22 protein-coding genes, 1 tRNA gene and 1 pseudogene are annotated in these 23,388 nt (G+C 70.7%); 14 read left to right on the forward strand and 10 right to left on the reverse strand.

Translation table 11 applies throughout. The features are described from left to right. Positions 1-48: 48 nt before the first annotated feature. A complete protein-coding gene (locus E1269_RS19660; protein ID WP_131897646.1) occupies positions 49-1,074 on the reverse strand; it encodes a D-2-hydroxyacid dehydrogenase family protein in 1,026 nt (341 codons plus the stop codon). Between the two features lie 146 nt (positions 1,075-1,220). On the opposite strand from E1269_RS19660, the gene E1269_RS19665 reads away from it, so the two are divergent. Together E1269_RS19665 and E1269_RS19670 are read left to right on the forward strand one after the other, a co-directional pair. Beyond that, on the forward strand, positions 1,221-2,600 hold the full coding sequence (locus tag E1269_RS19665; RefSeq protein WP_162606520.1) for an acyclic terpene utilization AtuA family protein: 1,380 nt from the start codon (positions 1,221-1,223) through the stop codon (positions 2,598-2,600). An 8-nt stretch (positions 2,601-2,608) separates the two neighbouring features. After that, positions 2,609-2,938 (forward strand): DUF4387 domain-containing protein, encoded by a 330-nt coding sequence (locus E1269_RS19670; RefSeq protein WP_203433908.1) that lies wholly within the window; start codon positions 2,609-2,611, stop codon positions 2,936-2,938. 8 nt (positions 2,939-2,946) lie between these two features. Here the strand turns inward: E1269_RS19670 and E1269_RS19675 are convergent, their stop codons facing one another. From E1269_RS19675 to E1269_RS19695, 5 genes are all read right to left on the reverse strand, one after another. Beyond that, positions 2,947-3,378 carry a cupin domain-containing protein gene (locus tag E1269_RS19675; RefSeq protein WP_131897650.1) on the reverse strand — a complete coding sequence of 144 codons (432 nt, stop codon included), beginning with the start codon at positions 3,376-3,378 and terminating at the stop codon, positions 2,947-2,949. Continuing rightward, on the reverse strand, positions 3,356-4,930 hold the full coding sequence (locus E1269_RS19680) for a tripartite tricarboxylate transporter permease (RefSeq protein ID WP_131897652.1): 1,575 nt from the start codon (positions 4,928-4,930) through the stop codon (positions 3,356-3,358). The genes E1269_RS19675 and E1269_RS19680 overlap by 23 nt, the downstream gene beginning before the upstream one ends. A 59-nt stretch (positions 4,931-4,989) precedes the next feature. Beyond that, positions 4,990-6,141, reverse strand: a complete 1,152-nt coding sequence (locus E1269_RS19685) for a type 2 periplasmic-binding domain-containing protein (RefSeq protein WP_131897654.1) — start codon at positions 6,139-6,141, stop codon at positions 4,990-4,992. A 114-nt stretch (positions 6,142-6,255) separates the two neighbouring features. Beyond that, positions 6,256-7,446, reverse strand: a complete 1,191-nt coding sequence (locus E1269_RS19690) for an MFS transporter (protein WP_131897656.1) — start codon at positions 7,444-7,446, stop codon at positions 6,256-6,258. Between the two features lie 13 nt (positions 7,447-7,459). Continuing rightward, positions 7,460-8,851 (reverse strand): MmgE/PrpD family protein, encoded by a 1,392-nt coding sequence (locus E1269_RS19695; protein ID WP_131897658.1) that lies wholly within the window; start codon positions 8,849-8,851, stop codon positions 7,460-7,462. Positions 8,852-8,960: 109 nt separating this feature from the next. Between E1269_RS19695 and E1269_RS19700 the strand changes: the two genes are divergently transcribed. Continuing rightward, positions 8,961-9,461, forward strand: coding sequence for a hypothetical protein (locus tag E1269_RS19700; RefSeq protein ID WP_131897660.1), 501 nt, complete (start codon positions 8,961-8,963; stop codon positions 9,459-9,461). Positions 9,462-9,644: 183 nt separating this feature from the next. On the opposite strand, the gene E1269_RS19705 is transcribed toward E1269_RS19700, so the two are convergent. Both E1269_RS19705 and E1269_RS19710 read right to left on the reverse strand, forming a co-directional pair. Then, positions 9,645-10,241: a TetR family transcriptional regulator gene (locus E1269_RS19705; protein WP_420810652.1), complete on the reverse strand. Its 597-nt coding sequence runs from the start codon at positions 10,239-10,241 to the stop codon at positions 9,645-9,647. Between the two features lie 84 nt (positions 10,242-10,325). Next, positions 10,326-11,324, reverse strand: coding sequence for an acyl-CoA desaturase (locus tag E1269_RS19710; protein WP_131897664.1), 999 nt, complete (start codon positions 11,322-11,324; stop codon positions 10,326-10,328). A gap of 335 nt (positions 11,325-11,659) precedes the next feature. On the opposite strand from E1269_RS19710, the gene E1269_RS19715 reads away from it, so the two are divergent. The 7 genes from E1269_RS19715 to rfbD all read left to right on the forward strand — a co-directional run bounded on the left by E1269_RS19715 (position 11,660) and on the right by rfbD (position 18,388). Then, positions 11,660-11,730, forward strand: a tRNA-Gln gene (locus tag E1269_RS19715). Positions 11,731-11,813: 83 nt separating this feature from the next. Continuing rightward, positions 11,814-13,268, forward strand: coding sequence for a bifunctional UDP-N-acetylglucosamine diphosphorylase/glucosamine-1-phosphate N-acetyltransferase GlmU (gene glmU / locus E1269_RS19720; protein WP_131897666.1), 1,455 nt, complete (start codon positions 11,814-11,816; stop codon positions 13,266-13,268). Continuing rightward, complete coding sequence (locus tag E1269_RS19725) at positions 13,265-14,245, forward strand: ribose-phosphate diphosphokinase (protein ID WP_131897668.1); 981 nt, start codon at positions 13,265-13,267, stop codon at positions 14,243-14,245. Before glmU ends, E1269_RS19725 begins: the two co-directional genes overlap by 4 nt. 278 nt (positions 14,246-14,523) lie before the next feature. Further along, positions 14,524-15,177, forward strand: coding sequence for a 50S ribosomal protein L25/general stress protein Ctc (locus E1269_RS19730; protein ID WP_131897670.1), 654 nt, complete (start codon positions 14,524-14,526; stop codon positions 15,175-15,177). A gap of 26 nt (positions 15,178-15,203) precedes the next feature. After that, entirely contained in the window at positions 15,204-15,788 is a 585-nt protein-coding gene (gene pth / locus E1269_RS19735) for an aminoacyl-tRNA hydrolase (protein WP_131897672.1), read from the forward strand. Between the two features lie 148 nt (positions 15,789-15,936). Then, positions 15,937-17,472 (forward strand): exopolysaccharide biosynthesis polyprenyl glycosylphosphotransferase, encoded by a 1,536-nt coding sequence (locus E1269_RS19740; RefSeq protein ID WP_131897674.1) that lies wholly within the window; start codon positions 15,937-15,939, stop codon positions 17,470-17,472. Positions 17,473-17,503: 31 nt separating this feature from the next. Next, the gene (rfbD, locus tag E1269_RS19745; protein ID WP_131897676.1) at positions 17,504-18,388 is read left to right on the forward strand and encodes a dTDP-4-dehydrorhamnose reductase; all 885 of its coding nucleotides are present in this window, start codon (positions 17,504-17,506) and stop codon (positions 18,386-18,388) included. A 23-nt stretch (positions 18,389-18,411) separates the two neighbouring features. Here the strand turns inward: rfbD and E1269_RS34340 are convergent, their stop codons facing one another. Then, positions 18,412-18,780 carry a nuclear transport factor 2 family protein gene (locus E1269_RS34340; RefSeq protein WP_420810653.1) on the reverse strand — a complete coding sequence of 123 codons (369 nt, stop codon included), beginning with the start codon at positions 18,778-18,780 and terminating at the stop codon, positions 18,412-18,414. A gap of 42 nt (positions 18,781-18,822) precedes the next feature. Further along, positions 18,823-19,668, reverse strand: a pseudogene (locus E1269_RS19750) (NmrA family NAD(P)-binding protein); the annotation flags it as partial. 53 nt (positions 19,669-19,721) lie between these two features. Here E1269_RS19750 and soxR point away from each other — a divergent pair. The 4 genes from soxR to cysN all read left to right on the forward strand — a co-directional run bounded on the left by soxR (position 19,722) and on the right by cysN (position 23,318). Further along, positions 19,722-20,114 carry a redox-sensitive transcriptional activator SoxR gene (gene soxR, locus E1269_RS19755; protein WP_131897680.1) on the forward strand — a complete coding sequence of 131 codons (393 nt, stop codon included), beginning with the start codon at positions 19,722-19,724 and terminating at the stop codon, positions 20,112-20,114. A 276-nt stretch (positions 20,115-20,390) separates the two neighbouring features. Beyond that, entirely contained in the window at positions 20,391-21,161 is a 771-nt protein-coding gene (locus E1269_RS19760; protein WP_131897682.1) for a 3'(2'),5'-bisphosphate nucleotidase CysQ, read from the forward strand. Further along, complete coding sequence (cysD, locus tag E1269_RS19765) at positions 21,158-22,066, forward strand: sulfate adenylyltransferase subunit CysD (RefSeq protein ID WP_131897684.1); 909 nt, start codon at positions 21,158-21,160, stop codon at positions 22,064-22,066. Before E1269_RS19760 ends, cysD begins: the two co-directional genes overlap by 4 nt. Position 22,067: 1 nt before the next feature. Beyond that, positions 22,068-23,318, forward strand: coding sequence for a sulfate adenylyltransferase subunit CysN (gene cysN / locus E1269_RS19770; RefSeq protein WP_131897686.1), 1,251 nt, complete (start codon positions 22,068-22,070; stop codon positions 23,316-23,318). The last annotated feature ends 70 nt before the right edge of the window (positions 23,319-23,388 follow it).

The following is a 23,388-nucleotide window of genomic DNA, read 5'->3' on the forward strand; positions in this document are numbered from 1 at the left end:
ATCCTCCAGGCCGTCGCTCCAGGCAGTCTATGGAGAAACTGCTGACTGTCAACAGTCTGCGAGAAGGCCACCCCACTGGCCGGGCCGCTCCCACGCCACCGCCGGGTTGAGCACGAGCGCGGGGTCGAGGCGGTGGTCCAGGTACGCGCGGAGCTGGGCGGCGCTGGTCAGGGCGAAGTCGTCGAACGCGGCGTCGACGGTGTAGCCGATGTGTGGCGTGCACAGCACGTTGTCGAGCCTGCGCAGCGGGTGGTCCGGTGGCAACGGCTCCTGGGTGAACACGTCGAGCGCGGCGCCTTCGATCGTGCCGGACCGCAGCGCGTCGACCAGGGCGGCCTCGTCGACGATCGCGCCGCGCGAGGTGTTCACCAGCACCGAGTGCGGTCCCATCAGGGCGAGCTCGCGGGCGCCGACGAGGCCGGTCGTCTCCGGCGCCAGCCGCAGGTGGATGCTGACGACATCGGACCGGACGAGCAGATCGTCGAAGCCGGCCGCCTCCACCTGCTCGGCCGCGGCCCGCTCCGGCGTCATGGACGTGCTCCAGGCCAGGACACGCATCCCCATGGCGCGGGCCAGGCGGGCCACCATGACGCCGTGCCGGCCGAGCCCGAGGACGCCGAGGGTCCGCCCGTGCAGCAGCCGGCCGAGCGTCGCCGGCCAGGCGCCGGCGCGCATCGCCTGGCCGGTGGGGACCAGCCGCCGGTACCAGGCGATCATCAGGCCGATGACCAGCTCCGCGATCACCGGGGCCGGTGTCGTGCTGCCGCGGCCGAGCGCGACCATGATGCCCTCGCGGGTGGCCGCCGGGACGTCGACGTGATACGCGTGGCCGCCGGTCTGCAGGAGCAGTTCCACCCCACGCAAGTGGGCGAGCGTCTCCGCGGAGAACCCGGTGCGTTCCCTGATGGCGATGACAACGGGGACGCCCTCGACGGCGCGCGCCAGCTGCCGCTGGCTCACCGGCTCACGCAGCGCCGTCAGCTCGACGCGGTCCGCGAGCTCGGCGAGGTGCGGCGAACCGGACACGCCGCCTTCGTAGTCGTCGAGCACGAGCACCTGCGGCCTCGTGGGCACCGTGGGCCTCCCGTAGTCCGAACCAGTTGTCCGAGCCCGTTGCCGAGCCGTTGTCGGTGGGCTGCAGACCGTTTACAGTCTGCAGAACACGTTGATTGATGGTAGCGGCCGCGGTCCCCGCGGCGCCGACGCGAGAAGGGCCTCCGATGACGACAGTGACCGCGGTCGCCGCGACCGGAGGGCTGGGCTCGGGCTACTCGGAGGAGTCGTTGCGCGCCGCGGTGACCGCAGGTGCCGACTTCGTCGGGTGCGACGCGGGGAGCACGGACGGGGGACCGTACTTCCTGGGCTCGGGCAACCCGAAGGTCTCGAAGGCCGCCTACCGGCGCGACCTGCGGCCCATGTTGCGAGCCGCCGTCGAACGGGGGATACCGCTGCTGATGGGGACCTCGGGCTACGCCGGTGCGCGCGCCCACGTCGACTGGGCGGCGGCTCTGGTGCGAGAGGTCGCCCGCGCGGACGGCCTGAGCTTCACCATGGCCGTGGTGAACAGCGAGCTCGACGCCGCTACGGTGCGGCGCTACCTCGACCGCGGCCGCGTCCACCCGCTCGGCGAGTCCGGCCCGCTCCAGGCCGGCACGATCGACAGAGCCAGCCGGATCGTCGCGCAGATGGGCAGCGAGCCGTTCGAGGCTGCGCTGGAGTCCGGCGCCCAGGTGGTCGTGGCCGGCCGGGCCAGCGACCCGGCCATCTACGCGGCGCTGCCGCGGCTGCGCGGCCTGACCGGTGGTCCGACGTGGCATGCGGCCAAGGTCCTCGAGTGCGGGGCCGCCTGCGTCGAACGGCGGGTCCATCCCGACTGCGTGGTCGCCGAGATCGGCGAGTCGGACTTCGTCGTCTACCCACCGAATCCGGCGATGCGCTGCACGCCGCAGAGCGTCGCGGCCCAGACGCTCTACGAGAACGCCGACCCGTTCCGCTTCGTGGAGCCGGCCGGGGTCCTCGACACCAGCGACTGCACGTACGAGGCGCGCGACGAGCGCAGCGTCCGGGTGTCCGGCAGCCGATTCCAGCCCAAGGAGCCCTACGACGTGCGACTGGAGGCGGCCGAGCTGGTCGGGTATCGCTCGACGGCGATCGGCGGCATCCGCGATCCGCTCGTGCTGGGCCAGCTCCACCTCTTCCTCGACGACGCGTTCGCCTCCGTGCGCCGCAAGGTCGAGCAGAGCATGGGTCTGGTGGACGGAGCCGACTACCGGCTGTCCTGGCGGGTGTACGGATGCGACGGCGTCCTCGGTGCCCTGGAGCCCGAGAGCCGCGCCGGCCCGCCGCACGAGGTTGGCCTACTGATCGACATCGTGGCCGGTGACCAGGAGGTCGCGCGCGGTGCCTGCGCCATCGCCTGGCACACGGTGCTGCACCACCCGGTCAGGGGATGGTCGGGGCTGGTCAGCAACGTCGCGTTCCCGCACTCGCCGCCGCACGCCGATCTCGGTCCTGTCTACGAGTTCTCGATGAACCACGTGATGGCGCTCGACGATCCGCTCGAGGTCGTCGACATCGCGCTGGAACGCGTCGGCGGCTGACGGAGGCGATGAGCGTGAAGCTGTACGAGCTGGCCGCGCTGGTGCGGTCGAAGAACGCCGGACCGTTCGCCCTGACGATCGACGTGATGTTCGCCGGACGGGCGGAGTACGTCCGGGTCCGCGACAGCGGCGTGCTCGACGCCGGCGGCGTTGCGGCGCTCTACGGTGTGCCGGTCGAGGCCGTGCGGGTGTTCCACTACGAGCCGGCGCTGGCGATCAAGGTCTCGATGCCGCGCACGGTGCCGAGTGGGTCGCGGCTGGACGGCGACGTCTACGGCGGCCAGTTCCACGCACCCCTGGTCATGCTGGACGTGCCGCCGCTCCCGGCCGCCTCCTGAGCCGCGGGTCACTCGTCGACGAACACGCTGTTGCCGCTGGTCCGGCCGTCTGCGGCGGCGCCGAGCCGTAGCACCTTGGCCCCGTCGCGGCTGGTCACCGTGAAGCCGTGCACGACGTCGCAGGGGAAGACCAGCAGGTCGTCTGGGCCGGCGTCGACATAGTCGACGCCGATCCGGGCGCGCACGGTCCCGGAGATCACGAAGTAGGCATGGTCGGCGTCGACGCCGTCGTGGCGATGCGGGTCGATGCCGCCACCGAACTCGATGACGTCGAGGGTGACGTGCAGCCACCGCGACCGCGGCGTCCCCGGCCGCAGCAGCCGGTGAGCGGCCGTGCGCGGGTGGCCCGCCAGGTCCGTGGCCGGTGCGACGTCGGCGGCGCGCACGACGCCGCCTTGCACCGTGCCGCCGGACCGGTCAGGAGCGGGTGTCGCGGCCACGGTCCTCGTCCCGGTCCGGCGGACTCACCACGGCGCCGGGCCGGCCGCCGTCGACGCCGTCGACGCCTGCCTCCACGATGGCCTCGGTCTCCTCCGCCCGGCGGGAGACCCGCAGCCCGAACCACAGCAGGAGGACGATCACCGCCGCGATCGCGATGACCATCGGATGCCACAGCCAGCTGTATCCGTACGTGCCCATCGACGTCCACAGGTACCGCTCCGCGGGCTCGGAGAGCACGAAGCCGATCAGCAACGGCGGCCGCGGCACGCCGATCTGCTTCATGACCCAGCCCACCAGGCCGAAGGCGATCAGCGCGATGATGTCGCCCCACTGCCGCGACGCCTGGTAGGAGGCGACGAACAGCATCACGAACAGGAACGGGGTGAACAACTCGGCCGGCAGCACGGTGATGCGGGCGATCTGCCGGGCCAGGATCAGGCAGACGCCACAGGCGAGGATGTTGGCGATGGCCAGCATCCACGCGATCGAGACCGACACCGAGAGGTCGGTCGTCACCATGCTGGGCCCGGCCTGCAGCCCCATCAGCGTGAAGCCGCCGAGCAGGATCGCCATGCTGCCGCTGCCGGGGATGCCGAACATGAGCGTGGGAATGAGCGCGCCGCCCTCGGTGGCGTTGTTGGCGCTCTCCGAGGCGATGACGCCGCGCACGTCGCCCTTGCCGAAGTTGCGCCGGTTCTTCGACGTCTGCGCGGCGACACCGTAGGCCAGCCAGTGCCCGATGCTCCCGCCCAGGCCGGGCAGGATGCCGATGAACGCGCCGATGGCCGAGCTACGCGCCACCAGTCCGGGGTTGCGCACCGTCGAGCGCATGCCGCGGAAGACGCTGCCCTCGATCTTGTTCATCCCGGCGACCGAGCGCTTCTCCACGAGCAGATCGATCAGCTCGGGGATCGCGAACATGCCGATCGCCAGGACGGCGAGCGGGATGCCGTCGAACAGGTAGATCTGGTCGAACGAGAAGCGGTACACCGGGTGCGTCGGTGCCCCGCCGATGGAGCCCAGCAGCAGCCCGATGGCGCCGGCCATCAGGCCCAGCCGCATCGAGCCCTTCGACAGCAGCGCGACCATGCTCAACCCGAGCAGAGTGAGCAGGAACAGCTCGGGTGAGCCGAACGCCAGGATGATCGGCCGGGCGCTGAAGATGGCGAAGAACATCACGAGGGCGCCGAAGATGCCGCCCAGCATCGACGAGAACAGTCCGGCGGCCAGCGCCTCCGCGCCTCTGCCCTGCCGCGCGAGCGGGTAGCCGTCGAGCACGGTGGCCTGTGACGCCGAGGAACCGGGCACGCCGAGCAGAACGCTCGGGAAGGTGTCCGACGTGGCCGTGATGGCGAACATGCCCACCAGGAGGGCGAGCCCTTCGGTCGGGTCCATGCCGAAGATGAACGGCAGGAGCATCGACATCCCGGCGAGGCCCCCGAGCGCGGGGAGGATGCCGAGCACCGTACCGATCGCCACCCCCAGGCAGAGGTACAGCATGGTGCCGGGCTGCAGCAGGTTGACCAGTGCTTCGTGTGCTACGTCGAGCACGTCGACCGCCCTTCCTGGTGGACGTTGGTCTCACTCACGGATCAGGCACCCCGGGTCGCTCACCCTTCCGCTCCCTCCTCGTCGAGCCTGACGTCGTAGGTGTCCTCGACCCACTGCAGCAGCCAGTCGATCGACGATGACTCCACCTCGCCCATGTCGTCCCAGGCGGTCTGGGCGTCCTCGCCGAGCAGGATGTCGTAGCCGCCGAGCTCGGCCTCCGCCGCCGCGAGGAACTCTTCGTCCTGCGAGAGCTCCTGCCACGCCGCCGCCAGTTCGTCCTTGCAGTTCTGCGGCGCGTCGGCGTGCATGGTCAGGGCCTTGTTCAAGGAGATGGTGGCCACGGCCATCGTGACGTAGGCGTCGACCACCTCGCCGCTGGGCGGCTCGCCGTAGACCTCCTCGTAGACCTCCAGCGGGCTCGGCAGGTCGGGGAACTGCGGGTCGCGGACCAGCTCGCCGCCCTCGACCGAGCCGAAGCTCATCAGGGCCTGCGCGTCGCCGTCCTCGACCAGCGGCTCGACGCTGGCGATGTAGGCCGGCGCGGTGTCGTAGCCCAGGTCCGACTCGCCCTGCTCCCACGCCACCCGGGCCGGTCCCCGTCCGTCGTAGCCGAGGACGGTGTTCACGTCGGCCTCGAACATCTCGAAGATGAGCAGGATGCGCAGTTCGCCGCCGGCGGCCGGCTGGCCCGCGTAGGTGTACTGCTCGCTCTGGCGCTCGCCCGTGAGGTCGGCGGCCTCGCCGATGATGTCGTTGTCCGACCGGGCGTAGATGACGCCGCCCAGCGGGAAGCCGGCGATCGGCGTGAGGTCGTCGAAGGCGAACTCGACGCCCTCCTGGTTGACGATGACCGGAACCTGGGTCGACGCGCTGGTCATCAACCAGCTCTGACCGTCTGGCTCCGTCTGGTTGACGTAGCGGTTGGCGCCCAGGATGCTGCCGCCGCCCGGGATGTTGACGACCTGGATGTCGAGGTCCATCAGGTCGGCGAGGAACGGGGCGGCCAAGCGCGCCGTCGTGTCGGTGCCGCCGCCCTCGCCGAACGGGACGATGAGCTCGATGCGATCACCCGGCGAATAACACTCCCCGTCGCCGCCGTCGGCTCCTTGCGCGTCGTTTCCGCAGGCAGCGGCCGCGAGCGCCACCGCCGTCAGCGGTAGCCAGATCTGCCTGACCTTGTTCTTCGTGGATCCGCCTGTCTGGTGCCCCATGGAGATTCTCCCTGTATCTGGGACGTGAACGGCTGATCGGCTGAGTGTTAACCGGACAAGCGTAAACTGTCAACACTTTGCGCGGCCAAGCATGGACGCCGCTGGGTGCTGCTCCTACGTCGCGGTCCGCCGCAGCCGCGCGGCGAAGTCGCCGGCGATGCACGCGACGACGATCACCCAGAATCCCGCCAGGAGGCCCAGCCACCCGGCCAGCAGACCGAAGATCGCCGGCACGACCGCCTGCGTCAGCCGGTTGCCGGCCACCCGCTGCCCGACGGCCATGCCGCGTTCGGACTCCGACGTCACCCGGGCCAGCATCAGCAGGGTCAGCGGCTGGGAGAGACCCAGGGCGAACCCGGACACGAGGACCGAGACCACCACGACGACCCCCGTGTACGAGCTCGCCGAGGTCCCCAGGGCGACCGCGCCAGGCACGGTGCACATCGTCATGAGGGTCGACGCCCGGAAGCGCTGGTCGAGTACGGCGAAGGCGCTCCTGGCGGCGAGCGCGCCCACCCCGGCCAGCGACAGCACCGTCCCGATCTGGGTCGAGGACCAGCCGCCTCCTTCCAGATGCAGCGGGAGGAAGGACTGGCGGATCGTGAGCAGCGCCTGGGCCGTGCTCGAGGTCACCAGAGCCGCCAGCACGCCGTGCCGCCGCCACAGGTGGGTCGCGAACAGCCGCGCGGCGCGGCCGCCGTCCGGCAACCGCTTCGCGGGCGTGGCGGCGAGGTCCGCCCGGGTACCGCGCGGCAGGAACAGGGCGAGCGGCAGCAGCAGGACCCCCGCCACCAGCGACGCGGCGAACGCGGCGGTGACGCCGACGTAGTCGGTGAGCAGCCCGCCGATGGGCGGCCCGCCGAGCATGCCGGCGAGGGCAGCCGTCGAGACGCGGGCGATCTTGCGCCGCGAGGCGGCATCGGACGTCGCGATCGTCGCCAGCGTCTGGGCCGCGAGCCAGGCCCCGACGCCGCCGGCGCCGAGAAGGAAGTGGCCGACGGCCAGCGGGACCGGATCCGCGGCTACGACCATCAACGCCGCGCCGAGGGTGAACACCGCGGCGCCGGCGCCGACGATGACGCGTCCGCCCAGCCGGCCGAGCAGGTTGCCGGTCGGTATCGCGGTGAGCAGCCCGCCGAGGCCCTGCGCCGCGACGACGATGCCGGCGGTCACCGCGTCGCCGCCCAGTGCGACCGCTTGCGGCGCGATGATCGGTTTGACGACGTTCTGGCCGAGCCCGAAGCACAGCGCGACCAGTACCAGGCTCCACGTGCTCGCGTGCGGGCTCGCGGCCGGTGCCCTCACCGCACGCCCGCGATCACCGTGGCCAGCCCGCGGCGGACGCGTCCGGCGTGCGCAGCGGCGCGAGGAGCTCCTGGAGGTCGTCCACCGTCTCCAGCGTGCCGAGCACGGTCCGGACGGCCGCGGTGGTGTCCGGCGAGAGTCCGCCGGAGCGGCAGCAGTCGTCGAACTTGCGCCCGAGCTCGGCGTCGGTCAGCGCCAGCTCCGGGCCGTTGCCGCGGGGCCGCTCGACGCGCGTGCGCAGCGTCCGCCCGTCGTCGAGGGTCACGGTGACCTCGGCGGGGAAGTGGTCGGACCCCCAGCGGTCCGCTGGCATGGGCTCGGCATGGACCTTCCGCATCAGCGACACCACCTCCGGGTCGCGGATGGCATCGCCGGAGAAGTCGCCGAGCCCGACCTGCCCGGTGGACAACGCTCTGGCGGCGACGTACTGCACGCTGAACTTGGCTTCGAGTCCGGTGCTCACCGCCGGCCGGTTCGTGTGCTTCAGGCGCCTCGGGTGCGTCCAGATGTCGACGCGCCTGATCGCGGCCGGCGCCGGTACCTCGTCGCGCAGGCTGATGGCGGCGTCGGCCACGCCGTGGGTGCTGGAACAGCACGGGTACTGCTTGACGGTCAGGCCGGGGTCGATCAGGTCCCAGACTCCCAGCGTGGACACCGCTCGCTCCGCGTGGTACCCGCCGGGGCCGTTGAACAACTGCCCGAAGCCCTGGTCGTGCTCGAACGCGTCCACGTTCGCCGTCGCGCCCATGGCGGCCAGCCGCGCGGCGAAGACGCCGTTCTGTGCCGCCCGCCCCACCTGCAGTGGCTTGGTCGCGGTGCCGAAGTTCGCCTTCATCCCCGCCGCGGTCGAGGCGGCGATGGCGAGGGCCGTCGCGATACCGTCCGCATCGAGGCCGAGGAGCTTGGCCGCGGCCGCCGTGGCACCGAAGACGCCGAGCGTCGCGGTGGGATGCCAGCCGCGCTCGTAGTGGACGAAGTTGGTCGCCCGGCCGAGCTTGGCCGCGACCTCGAACCCGACGACGTACGCGGTGAGCAGCTCCGCCCCGGTCGCCGTCCGGGCCTCGGCCACGGCGAGCGCCGCCGGCAGCACGACGACGCTGGGGTGCCCCCCGAGCGAACCAGTGCAGTCGTCGTAGTCGAGCGCGTGCCCGATGGAGCCATTGGCGAACGCCGCCGTCTCGACCGCTGTTCGCCGCTCGTGGCCGATCACCGTCGCCGGACCGTCGCCGGTATCGGCGACGTACCGGTCGACGACCGGCGCGATCGGGCTGCGGGTGCCCGCGACGGTGACGCCGACGCAGTCGAGGACGGCTCGCTTGGCGACGTCGACGGCCTGTTCGGGGACGTCTGAGAGCCCGATCCCGTGGGTCCAACCTGCCATGGTCTCGAACAACGATGGCTTCATCGAGCCTCCCGGACGCGCGGCGGAGTAGGTCAGGATTGCATTCTGTTTATTGTTGACCGTTCGCAAAATCCGAGTCTAGACTCACCGGCCAATAGGAAGAGGTGAGACGGTGCCTGCCCTCGTCGCACTGCGCCTCGGCTTCTCGGCGCTGTGGATCGTCGCTTTCGCCTACGCGATCACGGAGACCTTCGACTTCCCGTCGATCTCCGGCATGTACCCGCGGGTCGCGGCCGCCCTCGGGCTGATCCTTGCCGCCGTGACGTTCGCCGTGGACCTGTGGAAGTGGCGCCGCGGTCGCGACGTCCTGGGCTCGGAGGTGAGCATCTCCGCCAGCGCGGCGCTGGCCGCTGAGGACGAACACGGTGTGCGCCGAGCCTTCCTGCGCGCCGCCCGGTACGCCCTCTGGCTCGTCGCGCTCATGGCCAGCTTCTGGCTCGTGGGCGTCGTCGCGGGCGCGGGCCTGTTCGTCCTCGCCTTCCTCCTCGTCGAGAGCAAGGCGCACTGGATCCTTCTCGTCGCCGGACCGCTCGCGACCATGGGTCTGCTCATGCTGCTGGCGAACTCGATGAACCTGTTCTGGCCGGAGTCACTCATCACGCTCGTCCCGTGAAAGGCCGAACCGCGCGTTTCGGCACGAGTTCCACCGCCGGTCTCTCCGAATGCGTCGCCGACGGCGTCACTGGCCGGCTTGGCGCCGACGCCGCTCCCGTCCGCGACCGACGGCGACGCCGCAGCCGCGGGCGGCACCGCGCGACCGGACCCGAAGCCGGACGCTGGTGCACGGCGGCCCGGCTCAGGTGCCGCTGAGCCGCGGCTTGTGCTCCAGCCCGGACAGGCCGTTCCACGCCAGGTTGACCAGGTGCGCCGCCACGTCGGCCTTCTTCGGCGAGCGCACCTCCAGCCACCACTGGCCGGTCAGTGCGACCATGCCGACCAGCATCTGCGCGTACATGGGCGCGTGCTTGGTGGCGAAGCCGCGGGCCTTGAACTCCGCGGCCAGGATGTACTCGACCTGGCTGGCGGCGTCGGAGATCAGGCTGGCGAAGCCGCCGGTGGAGTGCGCCACCGGCGAGTCGCGCACCAGGATGCGGAACCCGTCGGTGGACATCTCGATGTAGTCGAGCAGCGCCAGCGCGGCCCGCTCCAGGACCACCCGGGGATGGGTTGCCGAGCCCAACGCCGTGGTGATGCGGTCGAGCAGCCCTTCCATCTCGCGGTCGACGACGACGGCGTAGAGGCCCTCCTTGCCGCCGAAGTGCTCGTAGACCACCGGTTTCGAGACGCCGGCGCGGGCTGAGATCTCCTCGATGGACGTGCCGTCGAACCCCCGCTCGGCGAAGAGCGCGCGCCCCACGTCGAGCAGCTGTTCGCGGCGCTGCTTGCCGGTCATGCGGACCCGGCTGGGAGTGGCACGCGGCCGGGCCGCGACATCGTCGGTCACGTGCCTCATCATGCCCCGTCGTCCGACAACGCGTCAGGGGGCGATGAGCGTGGACTCGCCGCCGTAGTCGTCGACGCGCTTGGACTCGATGCGCTCCGGGCTCGGCCAGCGGACGTCCCACACCCAGCCGAGCTTCTCCAGCGCCCAGATGATGCGCGCGCTGGAGTCGATCTGACCCTTGAGCACGCCGTGCCGGGCGCAGGTGGGGTCGGCGTGGTGGAGGTTGTGCCAGGACTCACCCATGGACAGGAAGGCCAGCCACCACACGTTGCCGGACTTGTCGCGGCTCTCGAACGGGCGCTCGCCGATGGCGTGGCAGATCGAGTTGATGGACCACGTGACGTGGTGCAGCAGGCCGACCCGGACGAGCGTCGCCCAGAAGAACGCGGTCAGCGCGCCGTGCCAGGACCACGTCGCCAGCCCGCCGATGATGGGCGGCAGCAGCAGCGACAGCGCCACCCACAGCGGGAACAGCTTGCTGATGCGGCGGATGTCGTTGTCCTTGATGAGGTCCGGCGCGAACTTTCGCTGGTCGGTCTGCTCCACGTCGAACAACCAGCCCATGTGGGCGAAGAACATGCCCTTGATGAGGGCGGGCACGGACTCGCCGTAACGCCACGGCGAGTGCGGGTCGCCCTCCTTGTCCGCGAACTTGTGGTGCCGGCGGTGGTCGGCCACCCAGCGGATGACCGGGCCCTCGACCGCCATGCTGCCCGCGATCGCCAGGGCGTTCTTCACGCCGCGGTTGGCCTTGAACGACCGGTGGGTGAAGTGCCGGTGGAACCCAACGGTGACGCCGTGCCCGCTGATCGCGTAGAAGACCACGGCCAACACGACGTCCAGCCAGCCCAGGTAGCCGCCCATCCACGCGACCGGGATCGCGGCGACCAGCGCCACGAACGGCACGGCGATGAAGACGCCGATGGTGATGCGTTCGCCCATCGTCTGGGTGTCGCCGGACAACGTGCCGAGCGGGAGATCGGCCTGCGCGGGCGTGGACTGTGGGCCTTTCGCCGTGTCCGTGGAAGCCATGGAGTCTCCGTAGATTAGGGGTGCCTTCCTTACGGAACCGTAACCTACGATCCCGTAGGTCGTATAGTCCGGATCTCCCCTTCTGTACCCACTCTGGGGTGGACCGATGCGGGTCTACATCACGAGGATTGTGTGTGCTCCACCATGCTTGCAAGCCTGGTGAGGCGCGAGAACGCCTGGTGATGTCGCGGATCGTTGATGATCATTGGGGCAAGCGGTCCGGCCCTGCACCCCCGGGGGCGACTGGACGGGTTCGAGGGTCGACGCGGGAGGGTGGCCGGTGCGGGAGGCGGTGGTTGTCGAGCGCCGCATGAGAGAATGAGGATCGCCTACGGTCCCGGGTGGTGTAATGGCAGCACAGCTGGTTTTGGTCCAGTTAGTAGGGGTTCGAGTCCTCTCCCGGGAGCTTTTCGGCGGAGTTCTCGTCGGGCTGGCTGGGGAGGTATCGTCGTGCCCGGTCCCGCCACCGAAGCCGAGGAGCACGAACGCGTGACTACGCGCCCGGCAGCCGTCGTTGTCCTCGCCGCCGGCGAGGGCACCCGGATGAAGTCGTCCACCCCCAAGGTCTTGCACGAAGTCGCCGGCCGCACCCTCGTGGGACACGCCGTCGCCGCGGCCCAGGAGCTGAAGCCCGACCATCTCAGCGTGGTCATCGGGCACGGCCGCGACCAGGTCGCGGCCCACCTGGAGCAGGTGGCGCCGGGCGTCACCACCGCGGTGCAGGAGCAGCAGCTCGGTACCGGGCACGCGGTCATGGTCGCGCTGGAGGGGATGCCCGAGCTCGACGGCGTCGTCGTGGTCACGTACGGCGACGTGCCGCTGCTCACCGGCGACACGCTGAACGAGCTGGTCGGCACCCACGTCGTCGACGGCAACGCGGTCACGGTGCTGACGGCGCAGGTGGCCGACCCGACGGGGTACGGGCGCATCGTGCGTGACGACGGCGGCGGCGTGCGCGCCATCGTCGAGCACAAGGATGCCGACGACGCCACCAGGGCCGTCAACGAGATCAACTCCGGCATCTACGCCTTCGACGCCGACGTGCTGCGCGCCGGGCTGTCGCGTATCACCAGCGACAACGCCCAGGGCGAGCTGTACCTGACCGACGTGCTCGGGCTCGCCCGCGCCGACGGCTTGCGGGTCGGCGCCGTCGTCACCGCCGACGCCTGGCAGACCGAGGGGGTCAACGACCGCGTCCAGCTGGCGGCCATGAACCGGGAACTGAACCGGCGCATCACAGAGCGCTGGATGCGTGAGGGCGTCACCATGATCGACCCTGCCAGCACGTGGATCGACGTCACCGTCACGCTGGCCCGCGACGTCGTCCTGCGCCCGGGGGTCCAGTTGCTCGGCGCCACCGAGGTGGGCACGGGCGCCGAGGTCGGCCCCGACTCGACGCTGAACGACACCGTCGTCGGCGCGGGGGCCAGCGTCGTTCGCACGCATGCCACCGGCGCGCGCATCGGCGACGAGGCCACCGTCGGGCCGTTCACCTATCTGCGTCCAGGTGCGGTGCTGGAGGCCAAGTCCAAGGCCGGTGCGTACGTCGAGATCAAGAAGTCGACGGTGGGCCCCGGTGCCAAGGTGCCGCACCTGACCTACGTCGGCGACGCCACCATCGGCGAGGGCGCCAACATCGGTGCCGGCACGATCTTCGCCAACTACGACGGGGTGGCCAAGCACCACACCGTCGTCGGGCGGCACAGCTTCGTCGGCAGCGATTCGGTGCTGGTGGCGCCGGTCGAGCTGGCCGACGGCAGCTATGTCGCCGCCGGATCCACGGTCGTCACGGGGACGGAGCCGGGCGAGCTCGCGGTCGCGCGGGCCCGGCAACGCAACATCGACGGCTGGGTGGAGCGCAAGCGGTCGGGTACGGCGACCGACGAGGCGGCACGACAGGCGAAGGAACGACAAGCCGAGCAGGCTGAGGGGGAACACGCGTGACGGGTATCCGGGCCACGGGCACGAAGACGCTGATGCTGTTCGGGGGACGGGCACATCCCGAACTGAACGCCGAGGTCGCCGACTGCCTCGGCGTGAGCCTGGTGCCGAGCAAGACGTTCAACTTCGCCAACGGCGAGATCTACGTCCGGTTCGAGGAGAGCGTGCGCGGCAGTGACGCGTTCGTCATCCAGAGCCACACCGCGCCCATCAACGAGTGGATCATGGAGCAGCTCATCATGGTCGACGCGTTGAAGCGCGCGTCGGCCAAGCAGATCACCGTGGTGATGCCGTTCTACGGCTACGCGCGGCAGGACAAGAAGCACCGCGGCCGCGAGCCGATCTCGGCCCGGCTGATCGCCGACATGTTCAAGACCGCCGGCGCCGACCGGTTGATGGCCGTCGACCTGCACACCGCGCAGATCCAGGGCTTCTTCGACGGCCCGGTCGACCACCTGTGGGCGCTGCCCATCCTGGCCAACCACGTGGCGGAGCATTACGACCCCACGAACATGACGGTCGTGTCGCCCGACGCCGGCCGGGTGCGGGTGGCCGACGTGTGGGCAGACCGGCTCGGCACGCCGCTGGCCATCATCCACAAGCGCCGCAACCCCGATGTCGCCAACGAGGTGAAGGTGCACGAGGTCGTCGGTGACGTCGAGGGCCGCACCTGCCTGCTGGTCGACGACATGATCGACACCGCCGGCACCATCACCCAGGCGGCCGAGGCCCTGATGGATGCCGGTGCCGACAACGTCCTCGTGGCCGCCACCCACGCCGTGCTCTCCGGCCCGGCGGTCGACCGGCTGAAGAACTCGGCCGGCATCAAGGAGGTCATCGTCACCAACACGCTGCCGATCGCCGAGGACCGCCGCTTCGACAAGCTGACGGTGCTCTCGATCGCGCCGCTGGTGGCGCGTGCCATCCACGAGGTCTTCGAAGAGGGCTCGGTCACCAGCCTCTTCAACGGCAACGCCTGAAGGGCGGTTCCGGTGATGCCGGCCCCGCCCGCGGCTCGTTCCTCGCCGATGCCCGACCGAACCCTGGCCGGCATCGCCGGACCCGCCCGTCCCGTTGCCGTGAGGTTCAGGGCCGGTTTCACATCGGGGCTGCTCGGGGGCTAAACTTCGAGGGTTGCCTCGGCGAGGGTGCTGTCCATCCGGCGGCACCGTGATCGACGCGGTGCGCAGTCGGTGCGCGCCCTTGCCCGAGCCCGACGTGCCGCTGACCGCCCACCGCCTTCCGAGGAGTTCTCACCGTGTCCGACGTCAAGATCGCCGCCGAGCTGCGTACCGAGTTCGGCAAGGGCGCCGCGCGCCGACTTCGTCGCGCCGCCAAGGTTCCCGCGGTCCTCTACGGACATGGGACCGACCCCGTTCACCTCGCCCTGCCGGGCCACGACACCATGCTGGCCCTCAAAACGGCCAACGTGCTCATCACGCTCGACATCGAGGGCCGCGGCAGCGAACTGGCGCTGCCCAAGCACGTCCAGCGCGACCCGCTGAAGGGTTTCATCGAGCACGTCGACCTGCTGCTGGTCAAGCGCGGCGAGAAGGTCACCGTCGACGTCGCCGTGCACGTCACCGGTGAGGCCGCGCCGGGCACCTTGGTCAACCTGGACAACCCCACAATCGCCATCGAGGCCGAGGCCACCCACCTGCCCGAGGGCATCGAAGTGTCGGTCGAGGGCCTGGCCGAGGGCACCCAGATCCACGCCAAGGACCTCGCGCTGCCGAGCGGCTCGACCCTGGCCGCCGACGAGGAGCTGCTGGTGGTCAACGTCACCGCGGCACCGACCGCCGAGCAGCTCGAGGGTGAGGTGGAGGAGGCCGCTGCCGAGGGGGCCGAGGAGGCTCCGGCCGAGGGCGCTGCCGAGGAGACCACCGAGGAAGCCGCCGGCGACGAGTCGTAGAGTTCACCGGGCCGGGGAGCCTGCCGATGTCCGACGACGCATGGCTGGTGGTCGGCTTGGGCAACCCCGGCCCGACCTATTCCGGCACGCGCCACAACGTCGGCGCCTTGGTCGTCGACCTGCTGGCGGCGCGTGCCGGCGCGAACTTCAAGTCGCAGCGCCGGCTGCGCGCCGACGTCGCCGAGACACGCATCGGCGGCATCCCCGGTTCTCGGGCGGTGCTGGCCAAGCCGCACTCCTACATGAACGAGTCCGGTGGGCCGGTCGGCCAGCTGACCGACTTCTACAAGATCACGCCGGAGCGGCTGCTCGTCGTCCATGACGAGCTCGACCTCCCATTCGGCACGGTGCGGTTGAAGCGCGGCGGTGGTGACAACGGTCACAACGGGCTGCGCTCGGTGCGTGCCCGCATCGGCACCGGCGACTACTGTCGGCTGCGTTTCGGTATCGGCCGCCCGCCCGGCCGGATGGACCCGGCGGCCTTTGTCCTCAAGCCGTTCTCCGCTGCTGAGAAGCGCGATCTCGAACTCGAGGTGGATCGGGCGGCGGATGCCGCTGAGGCGGTCGTCGTCGACGGCCTGGTGTACGCCCAGAATCATTACAACGCATGAATCGAACGACTCGCGAGACCGAGCCGCGGCTTGTCGGAAATGACCTGAACGTTCGGCTGGCCCCATTCGGTCTATTGCGCGTATAGTCCGTCCCAGTTCGTCGGCTTCATGATGAGCCGGTGGGGGGTATCGGAGCCTTGGGGGGGCCATGGCTACGGTCGGTTTGTCGTCGGCTGGGGCGCGCGCACGATCGCGGAGAAGGCCATCGGAATTCGATGGAGACCGCGGTCGTGGTGATCTCGCGCCTACGCTCAGTCGACCCTTTCGCTATCGACGCGCCACAGCGGCCGGTGACGCATTCACCGCATTGATTGCGTTCGTCGCCATCTGGTTGCCGGGCGGCCCGGTTCAGGCGCCATCGCTGGCGCAGACGCTCGCGGTGAGCACCATCGCGGTGGGTTGGCCGTGCGTGTTGACTGTCAAGACCGCACGCGCGGACCGCCTGTTCGCCGGCGGTGGCCCGTACGGTGACGTGCTGCGGGCGCTAGCGGCGCTGATCGCGGTGGTGGCCATCGTCTGCGCCGTTCTCGACGTCCGGCTGCTCGGTGGCCCGTTCCTGGCCGTGTCGGCGATCCTGGTCGCCGGCTCGCTGGCGACCCGGGTCTATGTGCGGCGCCGCCTGCGTGAGCTGCGGCAGCGTGGCCGCGCGACGCGGCGCACGCTGGTCGTCGGCCCGGCGTCCGGCATCGCCGGGGCGGTGGATCGGTACGGCCGTGACGGGGAACACCCGCTGGCGGTCGTCGCGGCGTGCGTGGAGGACGACGGCACCGCGCCGCCGGCCACCGTGCCCGTCGTCGGCCGGATCGACAAGGGGCTGCCCGGTCATGACGACGCGGTCCGCGACGAGGCACTCATCAGGTCGGTCCGCGAGTCCGTCCTGCGGGTGCGGGCCCGGGCGGTGTGCGTGACTCCGGGCTCGGAGTTCACCGGCGACCGGCTGCGGGCACTGAGCTGGACGCTCGGCGATCTCGGCGTCGATCTGGTCACCGACCTCGGGCTGTCCGACGTCGCGCTGCACCGGATGGGCCTGGGCAGCATGGGGTCGGGTGTGCTGCTGCACGTCCGGCATGCGCGGCCGGCCGGGCTACGGCGGCTGGCGAAGGCGCTCACCGACCGGCTGCTGGCCGCGGTGCTGCTCCTGGTGTTGTCGCCGCTGATGCTGAGCATCGCCACGGCGGTGCGGCTGTCCGGGCCGGGCCCGGTGGTCTACCGCCAGGTGCGGGTCGGTCAGGACGGGCTGTTCTTCACGATGATGAAGTTCCGCACCATGCACCTGGACGCCGACCTGCGCCGGGCTGAGCTGATGGGCGACTGCGACGGCGACGGGCCGATGTTCAAGATGCGGGACGACCCGCGCATCACGCGGGTGGGTCGGGTGCTGCGTAGGTACTCCCTGGACGAGCTGCCGCAGTTGGTCAACGTGGTGCGTGGCGAGATGTCGCTGGTCGGGCCGCGCCCGGCACTGCCGGAGGAGGTGGCGGCCTACGACACGGTCGCCCGCCGCCGGCTGAGAGCGGTGCCCGGTATGACGGGGCTGTGGCAGGTGAGCGGCCGGTCGAATCTGTCCTGGGGCGAGACCGTCCGGCTGGACCTTCGCTATGTCGACAACTGGTCCTACAGTGAGGATCTGCAACTGCTGGGCCGGACGGCGGGGGCGGTGGTGCGCAGCACCGGCGCCTATTGACCCAGGGAGTACGACCGCCATTGGAGGCGGCGTGACGACGTGGTTGGTGACTGGCGCTGACGGGCTGCTCGGCCATGACCTGGTGACCATGCTGCGCGCAATCCGGGAGCGGGTGATCCCGACCAACCGCACTGTCCTCGACCTCACCGATCAGCGTGCCGTGGACGCGGCGGTGTCGACGATCGCTCGCATCGGTGCGCACGGCTCCGGCTCGGTCGTGGTCAATCTCGCCGGTCGGGCCGACGTCGACGAGGTCGAGGTGGACGAGGACCGCGCTCGCGAGGTCAACGTCGCCGGCGTGGCAAACCTGGCGCTGGCCTGCGAGCGGACCGGGCTGCGCCTGGTCCACGTGTCGACCAGCTACGTGTTCGACGGCACGCGCTCCGACCCGTATCCCGAGGACGCCCCGGTGAGCCCGACGACGGCCTACGGGCGCACCATGGCCGAGGGCGAGCTGGCGGTGCTGGAGACCTTGCCGCAGACCGGCGTGGTTCTGCGCACCGGCTGGTTGTACGGCGAGTCCGGGCGCTGCTTCGCCCGCACCATCGCCGCCGCGGCGGCCGAGCAGGAGTACGTCGACGTCGTCGACGACCAGCACGGCCAGCCGACCTGGACCATGGACCTGGCCGACCGGATCGTCGAGACCGCCCGGCTGCCGGCGGTGTCCGGCATCCTGCACGCCACCAACTCCGGCTCGACGACGTGGTTCGGCCTGGCCCGCGCGGTCTTCGCCGAACTCGGTCTCGACCCGGCCCGGGTTCGCCCCATCACCAGCGACGACGTCCCGCGGGTGGCGTTGCGGCCGGCGAACTCGGTCCTGGCCCAGGGCCGCTGGTCGGAGTTCGGGCTGGCGCCGCTGCGGCCGTGGCGTGACGCGCTCGCCGACGCGGCGCCGTGCGTGCTCGCCAGCGAGTGAACGGCGCCGGCCAGCGACCCGGCTCAGTCCGCCGTCGGCTGCGGCGGGTCGAAGTAGTGCACCTCCTCGCGGGCGATGAGACCGTCGACGACGGTGTACAGCGACATCTTCGCGGCGGTGTGGCGCTTCCCCGACGGAATGTGCGTCATGTCGAACGTGAACCGGATGGCGAACCGGTCGTCGGCGACGAACGGGCCGTCGGCGTCGACGTCGTGGATCTCCAGGTCGGCGTTGAGTCGCTGGCTGTTGGCCATGATGTCGGCCGGTCCGCGCAGCGCGACGTGGTCTCCGCCGGTTTCCAGGGGCGCGATCCGGGTCATGCCGGGCGCCATGAACCGACCCACTGCGTCGAAGTCGCCGGCGATCATGGTCGAGAGGTAGTCCTCGGCCAGCCTCCTCGTGGCGGCGCCGGTGGGCGGCGTCGCCGGCGCGCGGAAGTCGGCCGCGTGGTCGACGGCCCAGTCGCGGAACGGGCGGGCCGGATGGCCGGTGAGGCGCTCGACGGTGTCCGTCACCGGCTCGGGGTGCTCGGTGAGCGTGGCCCAGTACTCCATCGCGGCGTCGGCGTACGCGGCATCGCCGAACACGGCGGTGAGCTCGGCCAGCGCCTCGTCGGCCGGCTGGTCCCGCCAGTGCACCGGGCGGCCGATCGCCTCGCCGATGAGCCGGGCCTGCTCGGCCATGGTGACCGTCTCCGGGCCGGTGAGGACATATGTCGCATCGGCATGGCCGGGCTCGGTCAAGGCGGCGACGGCGACATCGGCGAGGTCGCGCTCGTGGATCAGCGAGCGGCCCGCGTCGCCGTACGGGCCGCGCACCGCGCCGGTGTGCGCCTGGCCGGCCCACTCCAGCGCGTTGGTCGCGAAACCGCCGGCGCGCAGGAACGTGCGGGCCAGCCCCGCCTGGTCGATCGTGTGCTCGACCTGGCCCCAGACGCCGTTCTCCGCAGGTGACCGGTCGTCGCGCACGTTCATGGCGGACAGGTAGACGACGTGGCGGGGCTCGGTGGCGAGGGCGGCGACGGCGGCAGGCGCGTGCTCGTCGGTGAAGAACGGCCAGAGCAGGAAGACCCGGTCGACGCCGGCAGCAGCCGCGGCGAGCGTCTCGGGCCGGGTCAGGTCGCCGGCGACGACCTCCACGGCGGCCGGCAGGTCCGCCGCTTCCGGGTTCCTGGTGAGTGCCCGGACCTGGCGGCCCTGGCCGGCCAGGCGGGTGACGACGTGGCGGCCGACGTTGCCGGTCGCGCCGATGACGAGGATGGTGCCTTCGGTGGTGTCCATGGGGACAAGGCTCAGACTTAAACAATGGTTCAGGTCAAGCTACGGTGGTGTCTGTGCCAGGAATCCCCGCGGAGCTGACCATCGGCGAGCTGTCCGAACGCAGCGGCGTTCCCGCGTCCACGCTCCGGTTCTACGAGCGGCTCGGATTGATCCGCAGCCGCCGTACCACCGGAAACCAACGTCGCTACGAGCAGGCGGTGCTGCGGCACGTGGCCTTCATCCGGGCGTCCCAGAGCGTCGGCATACCGCTGGCGAAGATCGGCGAGGTGCTGGCCTTCCTGCCGCAGGGGCAGGCGCCGACGCCGCAGTTCTGGGCCCGCGCTTCCCAATGCTGGGGCGAGGAGATCGACGCCCGGATCGCCGCGATGCGCCGTACTCGCGACCAGTTCACTCGGTGTGCCGGCTGCGGCTGCCTGTCGTTCGACGACTGCGGCCTGGTCGCCTGATCCCGCACGCCGCTCGGGCGCGACGGCGCACGTCCCCCGCCCCCGCCCCCTGCCTCGAGATCGAAATGATCACGTTCAGCAGGGTTTCCCGCGCATCACCAGGATCGCAAGCATGGTTCGACACGAGCTTTCGTGCTGAACGTGATCATTTCGGGAAGCGGTCGGCGAAGGGTGACCGAATAGTGGACGGATTGTCTCGGATGATGGTCGTCGGCGGGAGGATCGGTGCCGTTGGTCCTACGCTGGGACGTTCGACGATCTGGCTCGAGGAGACCCGTGGCATCGACCGACGCGGCACTGGCCGCCCGCCTCGCCACCGAGGCGGGCGCGTTGCTGCTCGCGGTGCGTCGCGACCACTCCGGCGTGCACGAGCCGGGCACGGGCACTCGTGAGCTGCGCGACACCGGGGATCGCGCAGCCCATCGATTTCTGGCCGGCGAGCTGAGGCGGGAACGCCCGGACGACGCCGTGCTCAGCGAAGAGGCACCCGACGACGCCGCCCGGCTGGCCGCGTCACGGCTGTGGATCGTCGACCCGCTCGACGGTACCCGCGAGTTCGCCGAAGGCCGCGACGACTGGGCGGTCCACGTGGCGCTGTGGGCCGGCGGCGACCTGGTGGCCGGCGCCGTCGCGCTGCCCGGGCTCGACACCACGCTGGTGAGCGAGCCGGCACCTGAAGTCCCCGCCCGTCGCGACGGCCGCGTCCGCATCGCCGTCAGCCGCAGCCGCCCGCCGGCCGTTGCCGAGCACGTCGCGCGGGTACTCGACGCCGAGCTGGTGGGCGTCGGCTCGGCCGGCTTCAAGGCCGCCGCCGTCGTGCGCGGTGAGGTCGACGCCTACCTGCACTCCGGCGGTCAGTACGAGTGGGACTCCGCGGCGCCGGTCGCCGTCGCCCGTGCCGCGGGCCTGCACGCCAGCCGCGTCGACGGCAGCCCGCTGCTGTACAACCAGTCCGACCCGTACCTGCCCGACCTGCTCGTGGCCCGCCCGGAGCTCGCCGACGCGCTCCTGGCGGCCGTTGCTCAACCGGTGAGGTCCGCCCGATGACGATCCACGATTACCAGCTCTCGCAGCTCGACCTGCTCGAGGCCGAGGCCGTGCACATCTTCCGGGAGGTGGCCGCGGAGCTGGAGCGCCCGGTGCTGCTGTTCTCCGGCGGCAAGGACTCCATCGTCATGCTGCGGCTGGCCGAGAAGGCGTTCTGGCCGGCGCCGATGCCGTTCCCCGTCATGCACGTCGACACCGGCCACAACTTCCCGGAGGTCCTGGAGTTCCGCGACCGGCGGGTCGCCGAGCTGGGCGTCAACCTCGTCGTCGCCTCGGTGCCCGAAGCCATCGACCGCGGCCTGGTCGCCGAGGAGCCGAACGGCTCGCGCAACCGCATCCAGACGCCGGTGCTCCTGGAGGCGGTCGAGAAGCACCGCTTCACCGCGTTGTTCGGCGGCGCCCGGCGCGACGAGGAGAAGGCCCGGGCCAAGGAGCGGGTGTTCTCCTTCCGCGACGACTTCGGCCAGTGGGACCCGAAGAACCAGCGTCCGGAGCTGTGGAGCCTGTACAACGGCCGCATCCACCTGGGCGAGAGCATCCGGGTCTTTCCGCTGTCCAATTGGACCGAGCTCGACGTCTGGCACTACATCCAGCGTGAGGGCATCGAGGTGCCGTCCATCTACTACGCACACGACCGCGAGGTGTTCGAGCGCGACGGCATGCTCTTCGCCGCCAACGAGTTCTGCCGGCCGCGCGAGGGTGAGACGACGTTCGTCGCCAGGGTCCGCTACCGCACGGTCGGCGACGCGTCCCTGACCGCGGCGGTGAAGTCCGATGCCGACACCGTCGAGAAGGTCATCGACGAGGTCGCGTCCACCCGGCTCACCGAGCGCGGCGCCACCCGCGGCGACGACCGCGTGAGCGAGGCGGCGATGGAGGACCGGAAGAAGGAAGGCTACTTCTGAGATGGATCTCCTCAGGTTCGCCACCGCCGGGTCGGTCGACGACGGCAAGAGCACGCTGATCGGCCGACTGCTCTACGACTCCAAGGCGATCTTCACCGACCAGCTGGAGAGCGTGGAGCGCACCAGCCAGCAGCGCGGCGACGAGTACACCAACCTCGCGCTGCTCACCGACGGCCTGCGCGCGGAGCGCGAGCAGGGCATCACCATCGACGTCGCCTACCGCTACTTCGCCACCCCGCGGCGCAAGTTCATCATCGCCGACACCCCGGGACACATCCAGTACACCCGCAACATGGTCACCGGCGCGTCCACCGCGGACCTGGCGATCGTGCTCGTCGACGCGCGCAAGGGCATGGTGGAGCAGAGCCGCCGGCACGCGTTCATCGTGTCGCTGCTGCGGGTGCCGCACCTCGTGCTCGCGGTCAACAAGATGGACCTCGTCGACTGGTCGCAGGAGGTGTTCGACGAGATCGAGCACGAGTTCTCCGCGTTCGCCACCAAGCTCGACGTCCCCGACCTCACCGTGGTGCCCATCTCGGCGCTGCACGGCGACAACATCGTCAGCCGTTCGCCGAACATGCCCTGGTACGAAGGGCCGTCGCTGCTGCACCACCTCGAGCACGTGCACATCGCCAGCGACCGCAACCTCGTCGACGTCCGGTTCCCGGTGCAGTACGTGATCCGGCCGCAGTCGCTGCAGCACGCCGACTACCGCGCCTACGCCGGTCAGGTGGCCGGCGGGGTGCTCAAGCCCGGCGACGAGGTGATGGTGCTGCCCAGCGGCTTCACCACCCGCATCACCTCGATCGACACCGCCGAGGGGCCGGTCGCGGAGGCGTTCGCGCCGATGTCGGTGACCATCCGGCTCGAGGACGAGATCGACATCTCCCGCGGCGACCTGATCTGCCGGCCGCACAACCAGCCGTCGGTGGCGCAGAACATCGACGCCATGGTCTGCTGGATGGCCGAGACGCCGCTGGTGCCGGGGCAGAAGCTGGCGATCAAGCACACCACCCGGTCCGCTCGCGTGTTGGTCAAGGAGCTGCAGTACCGGCTCGACGTCAACTCCCTGCACCGTGACGACACCGCCACCCAGCTCGGCCTCAACGACGTCGGGCGGGTACGGCTGCGCACCACGGTGCCGCTGCTGGCCGACGAGTACCGTCGCAACCGGTCGACCGGCGGGTTCATCCTCATCGACGAGTCGACCAACCGTACGGTCGGCGCTGGGATGATCACCTCGGCCAGCTGAGCGGCGGCGCGCCGTCGAAGGGCGACTGTCCGGGTTGTGCGATACAGTCGCCGCAGCAGATTCTGTGGGG

It is taken from the genome of Jiangella asiatica (assembly GCF_004349065.1).
Classification (GTDB): domain Bacteria; phylum Actinomycetota; class Actinomycetes; order Jiangellales; family Jiangellaceae; genus Jiangella; species Jiangella asiatica.